Consider the following 16,263-nt stretch of genomic DNA (forward strand, 5'->3'; position numbering starts at 1 on the left):
TTCCGCCGGGCTCAGACCGCCTCGACGCTCTCCGGCAGCTCCACCGCGAGCCGGTCGGTGAGGTCCACGACCTCGGCGAGATCCCCGAAGTCGCGTACGGCCGTGTCGACCGTCTTTCGAATACGAGTGTTGACGCGTTCGGAGCGCACCTTCTTGGCGACCCGCATGGCCTGCTCGGCGTAGACCGCGCTCTGCTCCGGCTCGCGCCGCAGCAGATGCACCGTGGCCATGCCGATGAGGTTCAGCGCGTACGACCGCTGGTGTTCGCCGTCCTTCGCGAACAGGTCCACGGCCTGCTGCATCACGGGTTCGGCCAGCGAGGCGTACGTCGGGCTGCGGCCGGCGACATAGGCCAGGTCGCGGTAGGAGTGGGAGTTCTCGCCGTACAGCTCGGCCTCGGAGAAGAAGCGGATCCAGTCCGGGTCCGGCTCGTCCCACTCGTCGGCCTCGGCGAAGGTGTCCTCGGCCATCCGGACGGCCCGCTTGCACTTGCCGGGCTGGCCCATGTTGGCGTACGCGCGGGCCTCCATCGCATACAGCATGGACTGGGTGCGCGGGCTCGCGCAGTCCCGGCTCCCGTACTGCGCGAGGTGGACCAGCTCCAGGGCGTCGTCGGGCCGGCCGAGGTGGATCATCTGGCGGCTCATGCTGGAGAGGACGTACGAGCCGAGGGGCCGGTCACCCGCCTCCTTGGCGGCGTGCAGCGCGAGGACGAAGTACTTCTGTGCGGTGGGCTGCAGCCCGACGTCGTAGGACATCCAGCCGGCCAGCTCCGCCAGCTCGGCGGCGACCTTGAACAGCTTCCTGGTGGTGGCCTCGGGCTGGGGCTCCTGGAGCAGGTCGGTCACCTCGTGCAGCTGGCCGACGACCGCCTTGCGGCGCAGGCCGCCGCCGCACTGGGCGTCCCACTGCCGGAACATCACGGTGGTGGATTCCAGCAGGTCCAGCTCGGGCTTGGACAGGCGGCCCCGCGCGCGGGAGGACGGGATGGGCCGGGGCTCCTGGTGCGGGGCGGGCGGCGCGGGGACGAGCCAGCGCTGCATCGGTTCGATGAGGGCCGGGCCCGCGGCCAGGGCCAGCGAGCTCCCGAGGAAGCCACGCCGCGCCAGCATCAGGTCGCTGCGCGAGAACTCGCTGAGCAGCGCCACCGTCTGCGGGCCCGTCCAGGGCAGGTCGACGCCGGACACGGAGGGTGACTGGCGGGCGGCGCGCAGGCCGAGGTCCTCGACGGAGACGACGCAGCCGAAGCGCTCGGAGAACAGCTCGGACAGGATCCGCGGGATGGGTTCGCGGGGGTTCTCCCCGTCCAGCCAGCGGCGTACGCGGGAGGTGTCGGTGGAGATGTGGTTGGCGCCCAGCTGGCGGGCCCGGCGGTTCACTTGGCGGGCGAGCTCGCCCTTCGACCAGCCGCTGCGCACGAACCAGGAGGCGAGCAGCTCGTTCGGGCGCTTGTCAGCGTGCGATGCGCCACCAGCACTCGTACCGCTTCCGCTGTTGCCGCTCACTGGAACGCCCCCATCCCTTGGACCACTTTTCACCGAGTGCGCCAAGCCCTATCAGAATGCCGGTACATACGGTCGTCCGTCCGGCGGTTCCACTCTTCGAACGGAAAGCCGACTTGCCCCCGGCATACCCACGAGTGCATGTGCCCCAGAGGCCCGTGCACACACGGTAATCCTACGATCACGCCTCCAGCCATGGCGATCCCGGAATCGCCACCATTCGCCACCCCTTCGAATGAACTAACGGTGGCCTCCACGCGATTCACTTGACATAGGACGGCCGGGAGTGGCGGAGCGAAGCACTCAGGGGCGCGCATCGCCAAGTCCACAACCCGGCGTACTTCCGGGCGCCACGTGGACCGAGCGGCGCGACGGGGTAACCGGCCGCCATGAACACAGAGGGTCACGATCCGCTTCCGCGTCGTAACCACCGGCGCGTTGGACCCGTTGGAGGGGGCATGGGCTTCACGATCGGCGGCATCCGGGAGATCCGATCCGGCTCGCGTCGACGCGGCCGCTCCTCGGAGTGCACCGCCGTCGCCGAGTACACCGGGTTGTGGGGCTGGGACGTGGTGCCCGGCGCGCGGGCCGCGGCGGGCGCCTGTTCATGCGGCCGTTCCGACTGTGACGCTCCGGGCGCACACCCCCTCGACTTCGCTCCCGAGGTTCCGGCCGGGGCCACGCTCGACGAGGTCGGCAAGGCATGGGCGGAGGTCCCTGGCGCGGCGGTGATGCTGCCCGTCGGGCGTGCGTTCGACGTGATCGAGGTGGCCGAGCCCGCCGGTCGCCGTGCGCTGACCCGGCTCGAACGCATGGGGCTCCCCCTCGGCCCGGTCGCCGCCATCCCCGAGGGCCGCGCCCACTTCTTCGTCGCCCCCGGCGCCGCCGCCGAGCTCCCCGAGCTCCTCTACCGCATGGGCTGGGACGACCCCACCCACCTCGACCTGCGCGGCCTAGGCCCCAATACACACATCACGGCACCGCCCTCCGACCGGGGCGGGCTGGGGCCGGTGCGGTGGCTGCGGCCACCGGAGCTGGACACGGCGACGAGACCACCGGCCGCGCGGTTGCTGCTGGGCACGCTGGCCTATGTGGCGCATCGGTCGCGGGCGTAACACACGTCCCGAACGTCACAGACGTACACAGCGAAACGCCCGTCCCCCAACTGCACCTTGGGGAACGGGCGTTTCTTGCACCACCTACCGAATTCGGTAGGTGGTTCACTCTCCGATAAGGGCGTCAACGAACGCCTCCGGCTCGAACGGCGCGAGGTCGTCGGCGCCCTCGCCCAGCCCGACCAGCTTCACCGGCACGCCCAGCTCGCGCTGCACAGCGACGACGATGCCGCCCTTGGCCGTGCCGTCCAGCTTGGTGAGCACGATGCCGGTGATGTCGACGACCTCGGCGAAGACGCGGGCCTGGACCAGGCCGTTCTGCCCGGTGGTCGCGTCCAGCACGAGCAGCACCTCGTCCAGCGGCGCGTGCTTCTCCACGACCCGCTTGACCTTGCCGAGCTCGTCCATGAGGCCGGTCTTGGTGTGCAGGCGCCCCGCGGTGTCGATCAGGACGACGTCGGAGCCCATCTCCTTGCCTTCCTTCACCGCGTCGAAGGCGACGGAGGCGGGGTCGCCGCCCTCCGGCCCGCGCACGGTGTAGGCGCCGACGCGCTCGCCCCAGGTCTGCAGCTGGTCGGCGGCGGCGGCGCGGAAGGTGTCGGCCGCGCCCAGGACGACGGAGCGCCCGTCGGCCACGAGGACACGGGCCAGCTTGCCGGTGGTGGTGGTCTTGCCGGTGCCGTTGACGCCGACGACCATCACGATGCCGGGCTTGCTGGTCTCCGGCTCGGTGCGGACCGTACGGTCCATGTCGGTGCCGACCAGCTTGAGCAGCTCCTCGCGCAGCAGGCCGCGCAGCTCCTCGGGGGTGCGGGTGCCGAGGACCTTCACGCGCTCGCGCAGCCCGTCGACCAGTTCCTGGGTGGGCTGCACACCGACGTCGGCGGTCAGGAGGGTGTCCTCGATCTCCTCCCAGGTGTCCTCGTCGAGGTGCTCGCGCGACAGGAGCGTGAGCAGCCCCTTGCCGAGGGCGTTCTGCGAGCGGGAGAGCCGGGCGCGCAGCCGGATCAGGCGGCCGGCGGTGGGTTCCGGGACCTCGATCTCGACGGGCGGGAGCTCTTCGACGACGGGCGGTTCCTCGACGGCGGTCGGGGCCCCGCCGCCGGGAAGGTCCACCTCCTCTATGGTCCGGCGCGGTTCGTCGCGCGGCGTCTCGGCCTCGTCGCCGACGTGCGGCTCGGCCGGAGGGGCGGTGATGTCGGGGGCGGCGGGCGGCGGCGGGGGCAGCTGCTTCTTGCGGCGGGTGCCGACAATGAGCCCGCCGAGCGCGCCGAGCACGACCACGGCGATGACTACAGCAAGGATGACGATGTCCATAACGCGTCCAGTATCGGCCATGGAGTCCCGCGACACCCCTATGGATGTCTGACACACCGTCAGCTAACGTCCGCCTTCACACCCGCCCGGTGAAGGGGGACCCCCATGCCCGTCACGGTCGTACGCTTCAACCTCGTCGAGCCCGACGCGACGCCCGCCTCGCTCGCCGCCCGCTATCGGGCGGCCCTGGAGATGGCCGCGTACGCCGACGAGCACGGAATCACCACCGTGCAGACCGAGGAGCACCACGGCGCCGACAACAACTGGCTCCCCTCCCCCTTCGCCTTCGCGGCCGCGGTCTTCGGCGCCACGCGGCGCATCGCGGTCACCGTGTCGGCGATCATCGGCCCGCTGCACGACCCGCTGCGGCTCGCCGAGGAGATCGCCGTACTGGATCTGCTCAGCGGCGGCAGGCTGGTCACGGTCGCCGGGATCGGGTACCGGCCCGAGGAGTACGCCCTGTTCGACGTGGACTGGAAGCGGCGCGGCAGGCTCCAGGACGAGTTGCTGGAGACGCTGCTGAGGGCCTGGACCGGCGAGGAGTTCGAGTACCGGGGCCGTACGGTACGGATCACCCCGCGCCCGTACACCGACCCGCACCCCCTGCTCCTGGTCGGCGGCTCCTCGAAGGCGGCCGCCCGCCGGGCCGCCCGGCTCGGCCTGCCGTTCTTCCCCAGCGCGCATCTGCCGGAGCTGGAGACGTACTACAAGGAGCGGCTCGTCGAGTACGGCACCGAGGGCTGGACCATGATGCCGGCCGCCGAGACGCCGCTGCTGCACGTGGCCGAGGATCCCGACCGGGCCTGGGCCGAGTACGGCGGTCACTTCCTGCACGAGGCGCGGACGTACGCCTCCTGGCAGTCCGGCGGCATCCGCTCCGCGGTGAAGTCGGCGGCGACGAGCGTGGCGGAGCTGCGCGCCGAGGGGGTGTACCGGATCGTGACGCCCGAGGAGTGCGTGGCGCTGGGCCACGAGAACTACGTACTGCACCCGTTGTCGGGCGGGATGCCGGTGGAGGAGGGGTGGCGGAGCCTGCGGCTGTTCGCGGAGCACGTGGTTCCGGCGCTGGGCGGCTGACCAGCGGGGATATTCGGTCCGGACGCTTCGAGTCGTGGCGTACGACCCTGCGGGGTCGGGGTCGGTGCGCTCGCCGAGTGCACGAGGTCGCCCTGCTGTGTGAGGAACACCGGGACGGGGTGACCGGCCGGACGCGAAACCGCCGCCCCGGCTCGGGCAGTGGCCGAGCCGGGGCGGCGGCGGGGTTACGGGGAGAGGGGCAGCGGGGACTTGGCCCTTCCCCCCGAGTTCGGGGGCCGGTCAGCCCATCTCCTCCAGCTTCTTGCCCTTGGTCTCGGGCACGAACTTGAGGATGAAGGGGATGGAGAGGAAGGCGAACACCGCGTACATGACGTACGTCAGCGACAGGTTCCAGTCCGACAGGTCCGGGAAGGTGATCGTGATCACCCAGTTGGCGATCCACTGGGCCGAGGCGGCCACGCCCAGTGCGGCGGCGCGGATCTTGTTCGGGAAGACCTCACCGAGCATGACCCAGACGACCACGCCCCAGGACAGGGCGAAGAAGAGGACGAAGGCGTTGGCGGCGATCAGCGCCACGTAGCCCTGCGCGGTCGGCAGCGGGTCGTTGCCGTTCTGGAAGGAGAAGGCCCAGGCGGCCGCCGCGAGCGAGATGCCCATGCCGACGGAGCCGATGAGGGCGAGCGGCTTGCGGCCGATGCGGTCGACGAAGATCATCGCGATGACGGTGCCGATGATGTTGATGATCGAGGTCTCGAACGAGTAGAAGAACGAGCTCGACGGGTCGACGCCCACCGACTGCCACAGCAGGTTCGAGTAGTAGAAGATGACGTTGATGCCGACCAGCTGCTGGAAGACGGACAGGCCGATACCGATCCACACGATCGGCAGCAGACCGAACCGGCCGCCCAGCAGGTCCTTGAACGTGGACTTGTGGTCGCTGCGCATGGCCTGGTCGATCTCGGCGACCCGGGCGTCCAGGTCCACGTTGCCCTCGACGTCGCCGAGGACCTTCTTCGCGTCGTCGATACGGCCGACGCTGATCAGGTAGCGCGGGGACTCGGGGATGGCGAAGGACAGCAGGCCGTAGACGACGGCGGGGACGATCATCACGCCGAGCATCCACTGCCAGGCCTCCAGGCCCGCGACCGTCCCGCGCTCCTCGCCGTCGGCCATGTTCAGGATGGCCCAGTTGACCAGCTGCGACACGGCGATGCCGATGACGATGGCGGCCTGCTGGAACGAGGCGAGCCGGCCGCGGTACGCGGGCGGGGCGACCTCGGCGATGTAGGCCGGGCCGATGACGGAGGCCATGCCGATGGCGATGCCGCCGAGGACACGCCAGGCGGCGAGGTCCCACGCGGCGAACGGGAGGCCGGAGCCGACGGCGCTCAGAGCGAACAGCACCGCCGCGATCTGCATGACGCGGATGCGGCCGATGCGGTCGGCTATGCGGCCGGCGACCGCGGCACCCACGGCGCTGCCGAGCAGGGCGCTGGCGGCGACCGTTCCGGTGACACCGGAGCTGAGGTCGAACCGGGCCTGGATGCCGCCGTTCGCTCCGTTGATCACGGAGCTGTCGTAGCCGAACAGGAAGCCGCCCATGGCGGCCGCCGCGGTGATGAAGACGACGTGCCCGAGATGTTCGGGGTGCGCCGTCCTGGCTCCTGACGTGGGGGCCTGCGCTGTGCTGGTCACGTGTTCTCCTCGGGCCCCGGCAACGCTGCCGGGTGGGGGTCAGCCGCTCCAAGTAGTGATACCTGAAGGTAAAAGCAACGTTGCAGAGACTATGCCTTCAAGTTTCGAAGTCAATAGACCCGGAGCTATGACTTTCGAGACGCGACGAGGTGAAGCGTGTTCACTTCTTGAAGTGAATGGTGACTGAGTGGAGTGATCGCCCCGCTGACCGGCGTCAACGCAGCCGCTGGCTGATGACCTTCGACACGCCGTCGCCCTGCATGGAGACGCCGTACAACGCGTCGGCGACCTCCATCGTGCGCTTCTGGTGGGTGATCACGATCAGCTGCGAGGCCTCCTGCAGCTCCTGCATGATGCGGATCAGCCGCTGCAGGTTGGTGTCGTCCAGGGCGGCCTCGACCTCGTCCATGACGTAGAAGGGGCTGGGCCGGGCCTTGAAGATCGACACCAGCATGGCCACGGCGGTCAGCGATCGCTCGCCGCCGGACAGCAGGCTGAGCCGCTTGACCTTCTTGCCGGGCGGGCGCGCTTCGACATCGACACCCGTGGTGAGCATGTTGTCGGGATCAGTCAGGATCAGCCGTCCCTCACCGCCCGGGAACAGCCTGCTGAAGACGCCTTCGAACTCCCGGGCGGTGTCCCGGTACGCCTCGGTGAAGACCTGCTCGACGCGCTCGTCGACCTCCTTGACGACCTGGAGGAGATCGGCACGGGTCTTCTTCAGGTCCTCCAGCTGCTCACTGAGGAACTTGTGGCGTTCCTCCAGCGCGGCGAACTCCTCCAGCGCGAGCGGGTTGACCTTGCCGAGCTGCTGGTAAGCGCGTTCGGCGGCCTTGAGCCGCTTCTCCTGCTCGGCCCGGACGAAAGACCTGGGCTGGTTGCGGGGGTGCTCGGGGTCGTCGGGAAGCTGCTCCCCCTCGGCAGGCGGCGACGGCGGTACGAGCTGGTGGGGGCCGTACTCCGAGACGAGCCCGGCCGGCTCCACGCCCAGCTCCTCCAGGGCCTTGGTCTCCAGTTGCTCGATCCGCAGCCGCTTCTCTGCGCCGAGGACCTCGCCACGGTGGACGGAGTCGGTGAGCTTGTCGAGCTCGGCCTTGAGGTCGCGGCCCCGGTTCCGGGCGACGGTGAGTTCCTGCTCACGGCGGGCCTTGGCGGCCTCGGCGGCGGTGCGTTCCTCGTCGGCGCGGGCGAGGGAGACCTCGACGTGCGCGAGGAGTTGTCGGGCACCGGAGGCGACGGCTTCCGCGACGGACGCCTCGTGCCGCAGCCGCGCCCGCCGCTGCTCGGCACGCGCGCGTGCGTCTCGCTCCGCTCGGGCGGCGCGGTCGAGGGAGTCGGCGCGGCCGGCGAGCCCCTTGACGCGTTCTTCGTGCGTGCGGGCCTGGAGGCGGGCCTCCATCTCGGTCTGGCGGGCGTTGGCGCCGTCGGCGGCGAGACGGTCGCGTACCGACGTGTCGGGCTCGTCGTCGACCGGCATCTCCTCGGCGACGGCGAGCCGTTCGGCCAGCTCCTCGACCTCTTGGAAAGCCTTGTCGAGCGCCTCCTGCGCGCGTGCGGCGGCGGCGACGGAGCGCTCCGCCTCGCCCGCCGCGCCCCTTGCCTGGCCGGCGAGCCGGCCGAGCTGCTGGGCCACGGCCGACTTCTCCCGGTCGGCGGCCCGGCGCCGCTCTCCGAGCTCCTCGACATGGGCGGCGCATTCCTTACGCCGTTCCTGCGCCGCGTGCTGCGCCTCGGTGAGCGCTTCGCACCGGACGGCCAGCTCTTCGAGTTCGGCGGCGGCCTCGTCCACGGAGGCCTGTACCTCCAGGAGGCTCGGGGCGCCCGCGGAGCCGCCGTGGGCGAAGTGGGCACCGAGGAGGTCGCCTTCGGCCGTGACCGCGGTGAGGCCGGGGTGGGCGTGGACGAGGTCTTCGGCGTCTTCGAGGGTGGCTACGACGACGATGCCTTGGAGGAGGCGTCGTACTGCCGGCATGAGGTCGGCGGGAGCGCGGACCAGGTCTGCCGCGTATGGTCGTCCGGCGTCTGCGGGTTCGTCGGGGCTGGGCGCCCAGTTCCCCGCGCCCCTTGGGTGGGCTGCTGTACCGGTGTCTTCAAGCGCACCCGCCAGCAGCAGCGACGCCCGACCCCCGTCCTGCTTCCGCAGCAGCCTGATCGCATCGGCCGCCGCCGACGTTGACGTCACCGCGATCGCGTCCGCCGCCGCACCGAAGGCGGCAGCCAGCGGAACCTCGTAGCCCGGCGTCACGGTCAGCAGTTCCGCCGCCGGCCCCAGCAACCCCGTGAGGCGGTCCTTCGCGCCGAGCAGCGCGCCGGTGCCGTCCTTGCGGCGCAGGCCCAGCGCCAGCGCCTCGTGTCGGGCCTGCGTCGCCGCGCGCCTGCGTTCCGCCGCCGTCGCCGCCTCGCGGGCAGCCGTGAGGGCGGCCTCCGCCTCGGCGAGCTGCTGCTTGGCGGTCTCGTGCTGCTCGGCCAGTTCCGCATCGCCTGCGTCCAGGCCGTCGACCTCGGCCTTCAGGGCCTCGTACTCCTCCTGCGCGGCGAAGGCCCGCTCCTGGGCCTCGTCGCGCGCGGCTGCCAGGCGCTCTATCTCGGACTGGGCGGCAGCCGCACGCGAGCGCGCGGCGTTGACCTGGCCGTTCAGCCGGGCGAGGCCCTCGCGGCGGTCGGCGATGGCACGGGCGACGTCCTTCAGGCGGCGCTCTTCGAGGGCGAGCTCGCGTTCCAGTTCGGCGCGGTGGGCGACCGTGTCCTCCAGGGCCCGTTCGGCCGCCTCAAGGGCCGCTTCCAGCTCGGCCTCCTGCTCCCGGATGCGGGCGGCCTCGCGTTCCATGTCCTCGGGGTCGCGGCCCCGGCGCTCCTCCGGCGGTGCGGACGTCGCGCTCTTGACGCGCGCGTCGGCCAGCGAGATCGTGCCGCGCACCCGTTCCGCGAGCTGGGACAGCTCGTACCAGGTCTGCTGGGCCCGCTGCAGGCGCGGCGTGAGCTGCCGTACCTCGTCCTCAAGGAGCGCTTCGCGCTGCAGGGCCTTCTTCAGCTCCTGCTCGGCGGCTTCCTTGCGTTCCTTCAGCGCGGCCTCGTCGGCGATCTCGGCCTGGAGCGCCTCGCGGAGTCGTACGAGATCGTCGGCCAGCAGCCTCAGGCGGGCGTCGCGCAGGTCCGCCTGGATGACGGCGGCCCTGCGCGCCACCGCGGCCTGGCGGCCCAGCGGCTTCAGCTGCCTGCGCAGCTCGTCCGTCAGGTCCTGGACGCGCGCGAGGTTGGCCTGCATAGCGTCCAGCTTGCGGAGGGCCTTCTCCTTGCGCTTGCGGTGTTTGAGGACGCCGGCGGCCTCCTCGATGAAGGCGCGGCGGCCCATGGGATCGGCGTGCAGGACGGAGTCGAGCTGGCCCTGGCCGACGATGACGTGCATCTCACGGCCGATGCCGGAGTCGGACAGGAGCTCCTGGATGTCGAGGAGGCGGCAGGTGTCGCCGTTGATCTGGTACTCGCTGCCGCCGTTGCGGAACATGATCCGCGTGATGGTGACCTCGGAGTACTCGATGGGCAGCGCCCCGTCGGAGTTGTCGATGGTCAGCGACACCTCGGCGCGGCCCAGCGGCGGGCGGCCGGTGGTGCCGGCGAAGATGACGTCCTCCATCTTGCCGCCGCGCAGCGACTTGGCGCCCTGCTCGCCCATGACCCAGCTGAGCGCGTCCACGACATTGGACTTGCCCGAGCCGTTCGGGCCGACGACACACGTGATTCCCGGCTCGAACCGGAGCGTGGTCGCCGAGGCGAACGACTTGAACCCGCGGAGGGTCAGGGCCTTCAGGTGCACGCCGCTGGACTCTACCTTCCGGGGGTGTCTCGCTCCATGAACCCACGGTTTCACCAGTGAACGTCCAGGGCACACCAGACGTTAAAGAGGGTGAAAGGATGCGCGGGCCATCAAGGCGGGGGCAAGAAAGAAGGGACGCCGAAGCGTCCCTTGCAACTTCTGACGGCTGGCTCGCCAGTCGCCTGACAACTTAGCGGTTGGATACGGGCAGCCCAACCACTGCTTGTGCTGTCGTGGAGCGATGCAGTGATCAGGTGAGCGCAGGCTCCGCCTGGTGTGCGTCGATGCTCTCCATGATCCTGTCGTGAGAAGCGGCAGCCTGCAGAGCGTCCTTCTCCGCCTGGATCCGTACGAGTTCGGATTCGAGGTCCTGGACGCGCTGCTGGAGCCGTCGCATCTCGGCGAGGAGTCGAGGGTCGGAGCCGCCGACGTAACCGAGAAGCGCCTTTGCCATGATGGATGGTCCTCCACACTGAGTGACCGACCGATGCGGTGTGGGTCGTGAGGGATTCGCACCCGCCGTTGCTTGGCAGGCCTGGAGTTGTGCTGCCGTTCAGCCATGCCAAACAGCTAAGGTGCGCGGGGCTTTCAGCGTCTCACCAAAAAGTTTGACGGTCAACACGATCACGCCCCGTATTCGCGGGCAACCCGGGGGCGCGCGGCCGGAAAGCGGCGGCGCTGCGACTCCTGCGGGCCCTCAGGGCGTGGCGATCATCCTTACGGCGGGAGCCTGCCACTGCAACCGGGTTCTTGGCAACCACCTGCTCATTTCTGCTCGGGGCAGTTGCCGGTGGCACGTCCCTCCGCTTGCACCGGGGCCGCTTCGCAGAACCGGCTCAGCGGATGGCGAAGCCGTCGTAACCCCCGCGAGGTGTGTCCCAGATCTCGGTGACGCCGTCCACGCGCCCGGGCGTGTCGTCACCCTGGAGCCAGTCCAGAAGCCCCTCACAGCCCTCCCGGGGACCCTCCGCGACCACCTGGACCCGACCATCGGCCAAATTGAGAGCAAAACCACTCAGGCTGCCGATCTCCAGCGCCTTGGCCCGCGTGAACCAGCGGAAACCCACACCTTGGACGCGTCCACGCACCCAGGCGACCAGCCGTACATCCTCGCTCATGAGTGCAACCTAACGGGCCAATGTCTCTTCGAGCACTTCCTCCTCGCGCGCCATGCGGTACCGTCCCCACCCAATGCATCTCATATGAAACTCACTCGATCGTGTGAGTTCTGTGAGGACGTTGAGACTGCACGGACGAGGAAGGCCAGAACATGGGACGCCACCGACGCTCCGCCGCCGGCCGCGCCGCCAGGGGCCGCGCCACGGGGATCACACATACGGACGGCTCCTATACGGAGGGCCACGACCCGCTGGACTCGTACACGGGCGACCGCCCCGTCAGAGGCATCGCCCCCTATCTGAACCCCGAGGCGTACGCCGAGGCCTACGCGAGGAGTGACGCCTACCTCTTCGCTACGGACGACGAGTACGACTCGTTCACCGATCCCGCGACGTTCCCGCCCGACGCCGACTTCGACTTCCGCGGCGACACCGCGGCCTTCGCGAGCGAGGGCTTCACTCCGGACGCCGGCTCCCGGCGCCCCGCGAGCGGCTCGCACCGCCGCCGCAAGAAGAAGGCCGCGGCGCCGGTGAAGACCGGGCTCCTCGGCGTCTCCGCGGCGGTCGCCCTGGGCACGGTCGCCGTCGCCGCGGGCGTGGTGCCCGGCATCGACAACTACCAGCTCGGCGGGAGCAGCGGCACGGACAAGGTGCAGGCCGCCGACACCCCGACCAACTCGCCGAGCGAGCAGGGCGGCACGTCCGGCAGCGCCGAGAGCCATGACGACGGCTCCTCGACCAGCCGCGACGTCGAGCGGCCCGCTTCGCCGTCCCCGTCGACGTCGTCCGCCGCGCCGACGAAGACCCCGTCGAAGAAGCCGTCGGCCACGCCCAGCGCGAAGCCGAAGGAGACCCCTTCGCGTACGGCCACGAAGGCGCCGGAGAAGCAGAAGACCAGCGCTCCGGTGGTGGTGTCCGCGGAGACCGCCGCCGCGGCCGAGGTGCTCAAGCTCGTCAACGAGGAGCGCGCCCAGGTGGGCTGCAGCGCGGTCTCCGCCAACAGCGCCCTGGCCGACCTGGCCCAGAACTTCAGCGAGGACATGGCCCAGCGGGGCTTCTTCGACCACACCGACCCCACCGGGGCGTCCCCGTGGGACCGGGCGGCGAAGCTCGGCGTCACCGACCTCGGCGGCGAGAACATAGCCCGCGGCCAGGCCGACGCGGCCGCGGTGATGGAGGCCTGGATGAACAGTCCGGGCCACAAGGCCAACATCCTGAACTGCGACTTCAAGACGCTGGGCGTCGGCGTGCACTTCGGCGCCGGCGGGCCGTGGTGGACGCAGGACTTCGGGTACTGACAGGCCCCGGACGCGTCGGAGCGCGCCGCGTCCCGGCCGTCAGTCCTCGGCGGGCCCCAGCGGACGCAGGGCCGACCTGTAGTCGCCGGTGGTGACGAGGTTGTCGATGACGTGGACCATGGCGGGGATGCCGGGGTCTCGGACGATCAGGTTGTCCCAGCCGTAGAAGTACCGGCCGCCGAGGTTCTCCCCGGTGTCCTTCCAGCGGTCCATCAGACGGCGGGCCTCATCGAGGGTGGTGACGGTCCCGGACCACCGCTGTCCGTCGGCGAACGTCACCCACATGTCGACGTCGCAGACCTCGTCGAGTTCCTCCCCCGCGCCCGGGACGAAGCAGATCTCGTATGCGTCCCTGCGCACCCGGTAGAACGGGCCGTCGTACACACTTCCCCCCACGCCAAGGCGCCGTCCCCCGGTGGCCGGCTCGGTGAGCAGGCTACTGCGGGGGCGGCGCCTCGCGCGCGTTCATTACGACGCCGCTCAGGCGGCCACGCGGCCCCGCGCGAACACCTTCGCCGTCTCGGCCACCCGGCGCCCCAGGTGCTCGGCCGTCGCCACGTCGGCCTTGTGGACGGCTTCCGGGCCCTGGTCGGCGTTGGTCTGGGCGGCGGCGCCGGCGAAGACGCCGAGGCGGTTGAGGTCGTTCTCGGAGCCGGCGCTGTGGTTCCAGCCGGGGAGCAGGCCGAGGTTGATCCAGTGCATGCCGAGCTGGGCGGCCAGGATCTGGAAGAACTGCAGGGTGTGCAGCTTGTCACCGCTCTTGGAGGCGGAGTTCGTGAAGCCGGCGGCCAGCTTGTCGGTCCAGGCCTGGTCGGCCCAGCGCTTCGAGGTCGCCTCGGCGAAGACGTGGAAGGCGCCGGATGCGGTGCCCATGTAGGTGGGCGAACCGAACACGATGGCGTCCGAGGAGTCGAGGGTCGCCCACTGCTCCTCGGTGATCTCGTCGACCTTGATCAGGTGCACCTCGGCACCGGCCTCGACGGCACCGGAACGGACGGCCTCGGCGATGACGGCGGTGTGGCCGTAGCCGGAGTGGTAGGCGATGGAGATGACAGGGGTGGTCACGTGCGTACTCCTCAAATAGGCAGCTCACTGGCGATGACGAAAGGAAAGCACTAACTTCTGGTTAGTGCAACCTGTTGGTTAGCGCTGCACTGGAGTACGCTTGAGGTATGGACATCACGCAGGACCGCACGGCGACCCAGGACCTGCCGTACAACGTGTTCGCCAAGGCCTGCCCTTCGCGCGGCACGCTGGAGCACGTCACGGGCCGCTGGGGCGGGCTCACGCTCGGCGCCCTGTACGAGGGCTCGCTGCGCTTCAACGAGCTGCGCCGCCGCGTCGACGGCGTCAGCGAGAAGATGCTGTCCCAGACGCTGCACGCCCTGGAACGCGACGGCCTGGTGCACCGCGAGGCACAGCCGACCAATCCGCCACGCGTGGACTACGAGCTGACGCCATTGGGGCGCGAGGTCGCCGAGCGGCTGCTGAGCCTCATCCACTTCGTGGAGGGGCAGATGGACGGCGTACTGGAAGCACGCCGCCGTTACGACGAGACGCGCGGCGCCCTCTGACACTTCGGGCAGAAGTAGCTGGACCGGTTCATCCACGGCCGGCGCCGCATGGGCGTACCGCACCGCTTGCACGGCAGCCCTTCACGGCCGTACGCGTCCAGCGACCGGTCGAAGTACCCCGACTCACCGTTGACGTTGACGTACAGGCTGTCGAAGCTCGTGCCGCCCACCGCGAGGGCGGCGTTCATCACGTCCCTCGTGTGGCCCAGGAGTTCGAGGGTGCGCGGGCGGGTGAAGGTCGCGGTCGGGCGGTCGTAGTGGAGGCGGGCGCGCCAAAGGGCCTCGTCCGCGTAGATGTTGCCCACGCCGCTGATCAACGACTGGTCGAGCAGGGCCCGTTTGATGGTCGTGCGCTTGCGGCGCAGGGCCTGGTGGAAGGCCTCGTCGTCGAAGAGCCCGTCGAGGGGGTCGCGGGCGATGTGCGCGATGACGTCGGGCAGGCCGCCCGGGGTGTTGTCGTGCAGCGACAGGCCGCCGAAGGTGCGTTGGTCGACGAAGCGCAGTTCGGTGCCGAGGGCGTCCGCGAAGCGCACCCTGATCCTGAGGTGCTTCTCGTCGGGCGCCGTGTGCGGCTGCACCAGCAGCTGACCGCTCATGCCGAGGTGGGCCAGGATGGACTGGTTCGTGTCCTCCAGGGGCAGCCACAGGTACTTGCCGCGACGGCTGGGGGTGCCGATGCGGTGCCCCTTGAGACGGTGCGCGAAGTCGTCAGCGCCCGCGATGTGACGGCGTACGGCACGCGGGTGCAGCACCTCGGCGTCGGCGACCGTACGGTGGGCGACCCACCGCTCCAGACCGCGCCGGACGACCTCGACCTCGGGCAATTCGGGCATGGGATCCCCCGTACACCTGCGTGGACCCGTAAGGCCCGTTCTACACCTGCGCGGCCCGCCGAGGCCGCTCAATGGGCCGAGCGCCCGCCCCACGGCGGGGTACGGGCGCTCGGATCGCGCTGTTCGGTCAGGCGGAGGCCGACGCGTCGGCGTCGGGCTCGGCGGCAGCCTGGGCCGCCTTCTTGGCCCGCTCGTCCGCTGCGGCCTTGATGGACCGCCACGCGGATTCCGCGGCCTGCTGCTCCGCCTCCTTCTTGCTGCGGCCGGTGCCGGTGCCGTACGAGACGCCTCCGACGCGGGCGGCAGCAGTGAAGGTCTTCTCGTGGTCGGGGCCGGTCTCCGTGACCAGGTACTCGGGGACGCCGAGCCCCTCGGTCGCGGTGAGCTCCTGGAGACTGGTCTTCCAGTCCAGGCCGGCTCCGAGGTTCGAGGACTTCTCGATCAGGGGGTCGAACAGGCGGTGCACCAGCTCCGCCGCCGAGTCCAGGCCCTGGTCGAGATAGACCGCGCCGATCACCGCTTCCAGGGTGTCGGCGAGGATGGACGCCTTGTCCCGGCCGCCCGTGCCCTCTTCACCGCGGCCGAGCCGGATGAAGGAGCCCAGGTCGAGCCCACGGCCGACCTCCGCCAGCGCACGCGAGTTGACCACCGCGGCCCGCAGCTTGGCCAGCTGGCCTTCGGGCAGGTCGGGGTGGGTGCGGTACAGCGTGTCCGTGACAACGAGACCGAGGACGGAGTCCCCGAGGAACTCCAGGCGCTCGTTGGTGGGCAGGCCGCCGTTCTCGTACGCGTACGACCGGTGCGTCAGCGCACGCACCAGAAGGGCGGACTCGAGCTTGTACCCGAGCCGCCCTTCCAACAGCGTGTGGGACGAGGCCTGGTTGTCCGCCTTCTTCCTGGCGTTTGGGTCCGCCTTGGCGTCATCCGCCTTCTTCGGGGTGGACACAGTGCCTCTCACC

General features: G+C 70.3%; 14 protein-coding genes. 4 read left to right on the top strand and 10 right to left on the bottom strand.

Features of this window, described 5'->3' with window-relative positions; translation table 11 throughout:
• Window positions 1-11: 11 nt before the first annotated feature.
• Window positions 12-1,505: a hypothetical protein gene (locus ACIBU0_RS27250; RefSeq protein ID WP_398823251.1), complete on the bottom strand. Its 1,494-nt coding sequence runs from the start codon at window positions 1,503-1,505 to the stop codon at window positions 12-14.
• 455 nt (window positions 1,506-1,960) lie between these two features.
• Between ACIBU0_RS27250 and ACIBU0_RS27255 the strand changes: the two genes are divergently transcribed.
• Complete coding sequence (locus ACIBU0_RS27255) at window positions 1,961-2,617, top strand: bifunctional DNA primase/polymerase (RefSeq protein ID WP_398823254.1); 657 nt, start codon at window positions 1,961-1,963, stop codon at window positions 2,615-2,617.
• A gap of 105 nt (window positions 2,618-2,722) precedes the next feature.
• Here ACIBU0_RS27255 and ftsY read toward each other — a convergent pair whose 3' ends face one another.
• Window positions 2,723-3,934: a signal recognition particle-docking protein FtsY gene (gene ftsY / locus ACIBU0_RS27260; protein WP_398823258.1), complete on the bottom strand. Its 1,212-nt coding sequence runs from the start codon at window positions 3,932-3,934 to the stop codon at window positions 2,723-2,725.
• Window positions 3,935-4,039: 105 nt separating this feature from the next.
• On the opposite strand from ftsY, the gene ACIBU0_RS27265 reads away from it, so the two are divergent.
• Window positions 4,040-5,011 (top strand): LLM class flavin-dependent oxidoreductase, encoded by a 972-nt coding sequence (locus ACIBU0_RS27265; RefSeq protein ID WP_398823261.1) that lies wholly within the window; start codon window positions 4,040-4,042, stop codon window positions 5,009-5,011.
• A 240-nt stretch (window positions 5,012-5,251) separates the two neighbouring features.
• Here ACIBU0_RS27265 and ACIBU0_RS27270 read toward each other — a convergent pair whose 3' ends face one another.
• From ACIBU0_RS27270 to ACIBU0_RS27285, 4 genes are all read right to left on the bottom strand, one after another.
• Window positions 5,252-6,667: a sugar porter family MFS transporter gene (locus tag ACIBU0_RS27270; protein ID WP_398823264.1), complete on the bottom strand. Its 1,416-nt coding sequence runs from the start codon at window positions 6,665-6,667 to the stop codon at window positions 5,252-5,254.
• 214 nt (window positions 6,668-6,881) lie between these two features.
• Window positions 6,882-10,481 (bottom strand): chromosome segregation protein SMC, encoded by a 3,600-nt coding sequence (gene smc, locus ACIBU0_RS27275; protein ID WP_398823267.1) that lies wholly within the window; start codon window positions 10,479-10,481, stop codon window positions 6,882-6,884.
• A gap of 250 nt (window positions 10,482-10,731) precedes the next feature.
• Window positions 10,732-10,935 carry a hypothetical protein gene (locus tag ACIBU0_RS27280; RefSeq protein WP_031485142.1) on the bottom strand — a complete coding sequence of 68 codons (204 nt, stop codon included), beginning with the start codon at window positions 10,933-10,935 and terminating at the stop codon, window positions 10,732-10,734.
• 382 nt (window positions 10,936-11,317) lie between these two features.
• On the bottom strand, window positions 11,318-11,599 hold the full coding sequence (locus ACIBU0_RS27285) for an acylphosphatase (protein WP_398823271.1): 282 nt from the start codon (window positions 11,597-11,599) through the stop codon (window positions 11,318-11,320).
• A gap of 152 nt (window positions 11,600-11,751) precedes the next feature.
• On the opposite strand from ACIBU0_RS27285, the gene ACIBU0_RS27290 reads away from it, so the two are divergent.
• Window positions 11,752-12,897 (top strand): CAP domain-containing protein, encoded by a 1,146-nt coding sequence (locus ACIBU0_RS27290; RefSeq protein ID WP_398823273.1) that lies wholly within the window; start codon window positions 11,752-11,754, stop codon window positions 12,895-12,897.
• Between the two features lie 39 nt (window positions 12,898-12,936).
• Here the strand turns inward: ACIBU0_RS27290 and ACIBU0_RS27295 are convergent, their stop codons facing one another.
• Window positions 12,937-13,293 carry a hypothetical protein gene (locus ACIBU0_RS27295; protein ID WP_398823276.1) on the bottom strand — a complete coding sequence of 119 codons (357 nt, stop codon included), beginning with the start codon at window positions 13,291-13,293 and terminating at the stop codon, window positions 12,937-12,939.
• 84 nt (window positions 13,294-13,377) lie between these two features.
• Window positions 13,378-13,962 carry a flavodoxin family protein gene (locus tag ACIBU0_RS27300; protein ID WP_398823279.1) on the bottom strand — a complete coding sequence of 195 codons (585 nt, stop codon included), beginning with the start codon at window positions 13,960-13,962 and terminating at the stop codon, window positions 13,378-13,380.
• Between the two features lie 107 nt (window positions 13,963-14,069).
• On the opposite strand from ACIBU0_RS27300, the gene ACIBU0_RS27305 reads away from it, so the two are divergent.
• Window positions 14,070-14,471 carry a winged helix-turn-helix transcriptional regulator gene (locus ACIBU0_RS27305; protein ID WP_398823282.1) on the top strand — a complete coding sequence of 134 codons (402 nt, stop codon included), beginning with the start codon at window positions 14,070-14,072 and terminating at the stop codon, window positions 14,469-14,471.
• Here ACIBU0_RS27305 and mutM read toward each other — a convergent pair.
• Both mutM and rnc read right to left on the bottom strand, forming a co-directional pair.
• Entirely contained in the window at window positions 14,444-15,304 is an 861-nt protein-coding gene (gene mutM, locus ACIBU0_RS27310; RefSeq protein ID WP_398823284.1) for a bifunctional DNA-formamidopyrimidine glycosylase/DNA-(apurinic or apyrimidinic site) lyase, read from the bottom strand. The genes ACIBU0_RS27305 and mutM overlap by 28 nt on opposite strands.
• A 127-nt stretch (window positions 15,305-15,431) precedes the next feature.
• A complete protein-coding gene (gene rnc, locus ACIBU0_RS27315; protein ID WP_398823287.1) occupies window positions 15,432-16,262 on the bottom strand; it encodes a ribonuclease III in 831 nt (276 codons plus the stop codon).
• Window position 16,263 lies beyond the last annotated feature (1 nt).

The sequence above is a fragment of the Streptomyces sp. NPDC049627 genome (assembly GCF_044465645.1).
Classification (GTDB): Bacteria; Actinomycetota; Actinomycetes; order Streptomycetales; family Streptomycetaceae; genus Streptomyces.

Bases quoted from the DNA above. Each gene is read 5' to 3' on its own strand.
- ACIBU0_RS27285 (WP_398823271.1), bottom strand. From the start codon at position 11,599: ATGAGCGAGGATGTACGGCTGGTCGCCTGGGTGCGTGGACGCGTCCAA.
- ACIBU0_RS27265 (WP_398823261.1), top strand. From the start codon at position 4,040: ATGCCCGTCACGGTCGTACGCTTCAACCTCGTCGAGCCCGACGCGACG.
- ACIBU0_RS27290 (WP_398823273.1), top strand. From the start codon at position 11,752: ATGGGACGCCACCGACGCTCCGCCGCCGGCCGCGCCGCCAGGGGCCGC.
- ACIBU0_RS27255 (WP_398823254.1), top strand. From the start codon at position 1,961: ATGGGCTTCACGATCGGCGGCATCCGGGAGATCCGATCCGGCTCGCGT.
- mutM (WP_398823284.1), bottom strand. From the start codon at position 15,304: ATGCCCGAATTGCCCGAGGTCGAGGTCGTCCGGCGCGGTCTGGAGCGG.
- ftsY (WP_398823258.1), bottom strand. From the start codon at position 3,934: ATGGACATCGTCATCCTTGCTGTAGTCATCGCCGTGGTCGTGCTCGGC.
- ACIBU0_RS27305 (WP_398823282.1), top strand. From the start codon at position 14,070: ATGGACATCACGCAGGACCGCACGGCGACCCAGGACCTGCCGTACAAC.
- ACIBU0_RS27280 (WP_031485142.1), bottom strand. From the start codon at position 10,935: ATGGCAAAGGCGCTTCTCGGTTACGTCGGCGGCTCCGACCCTCGACTC.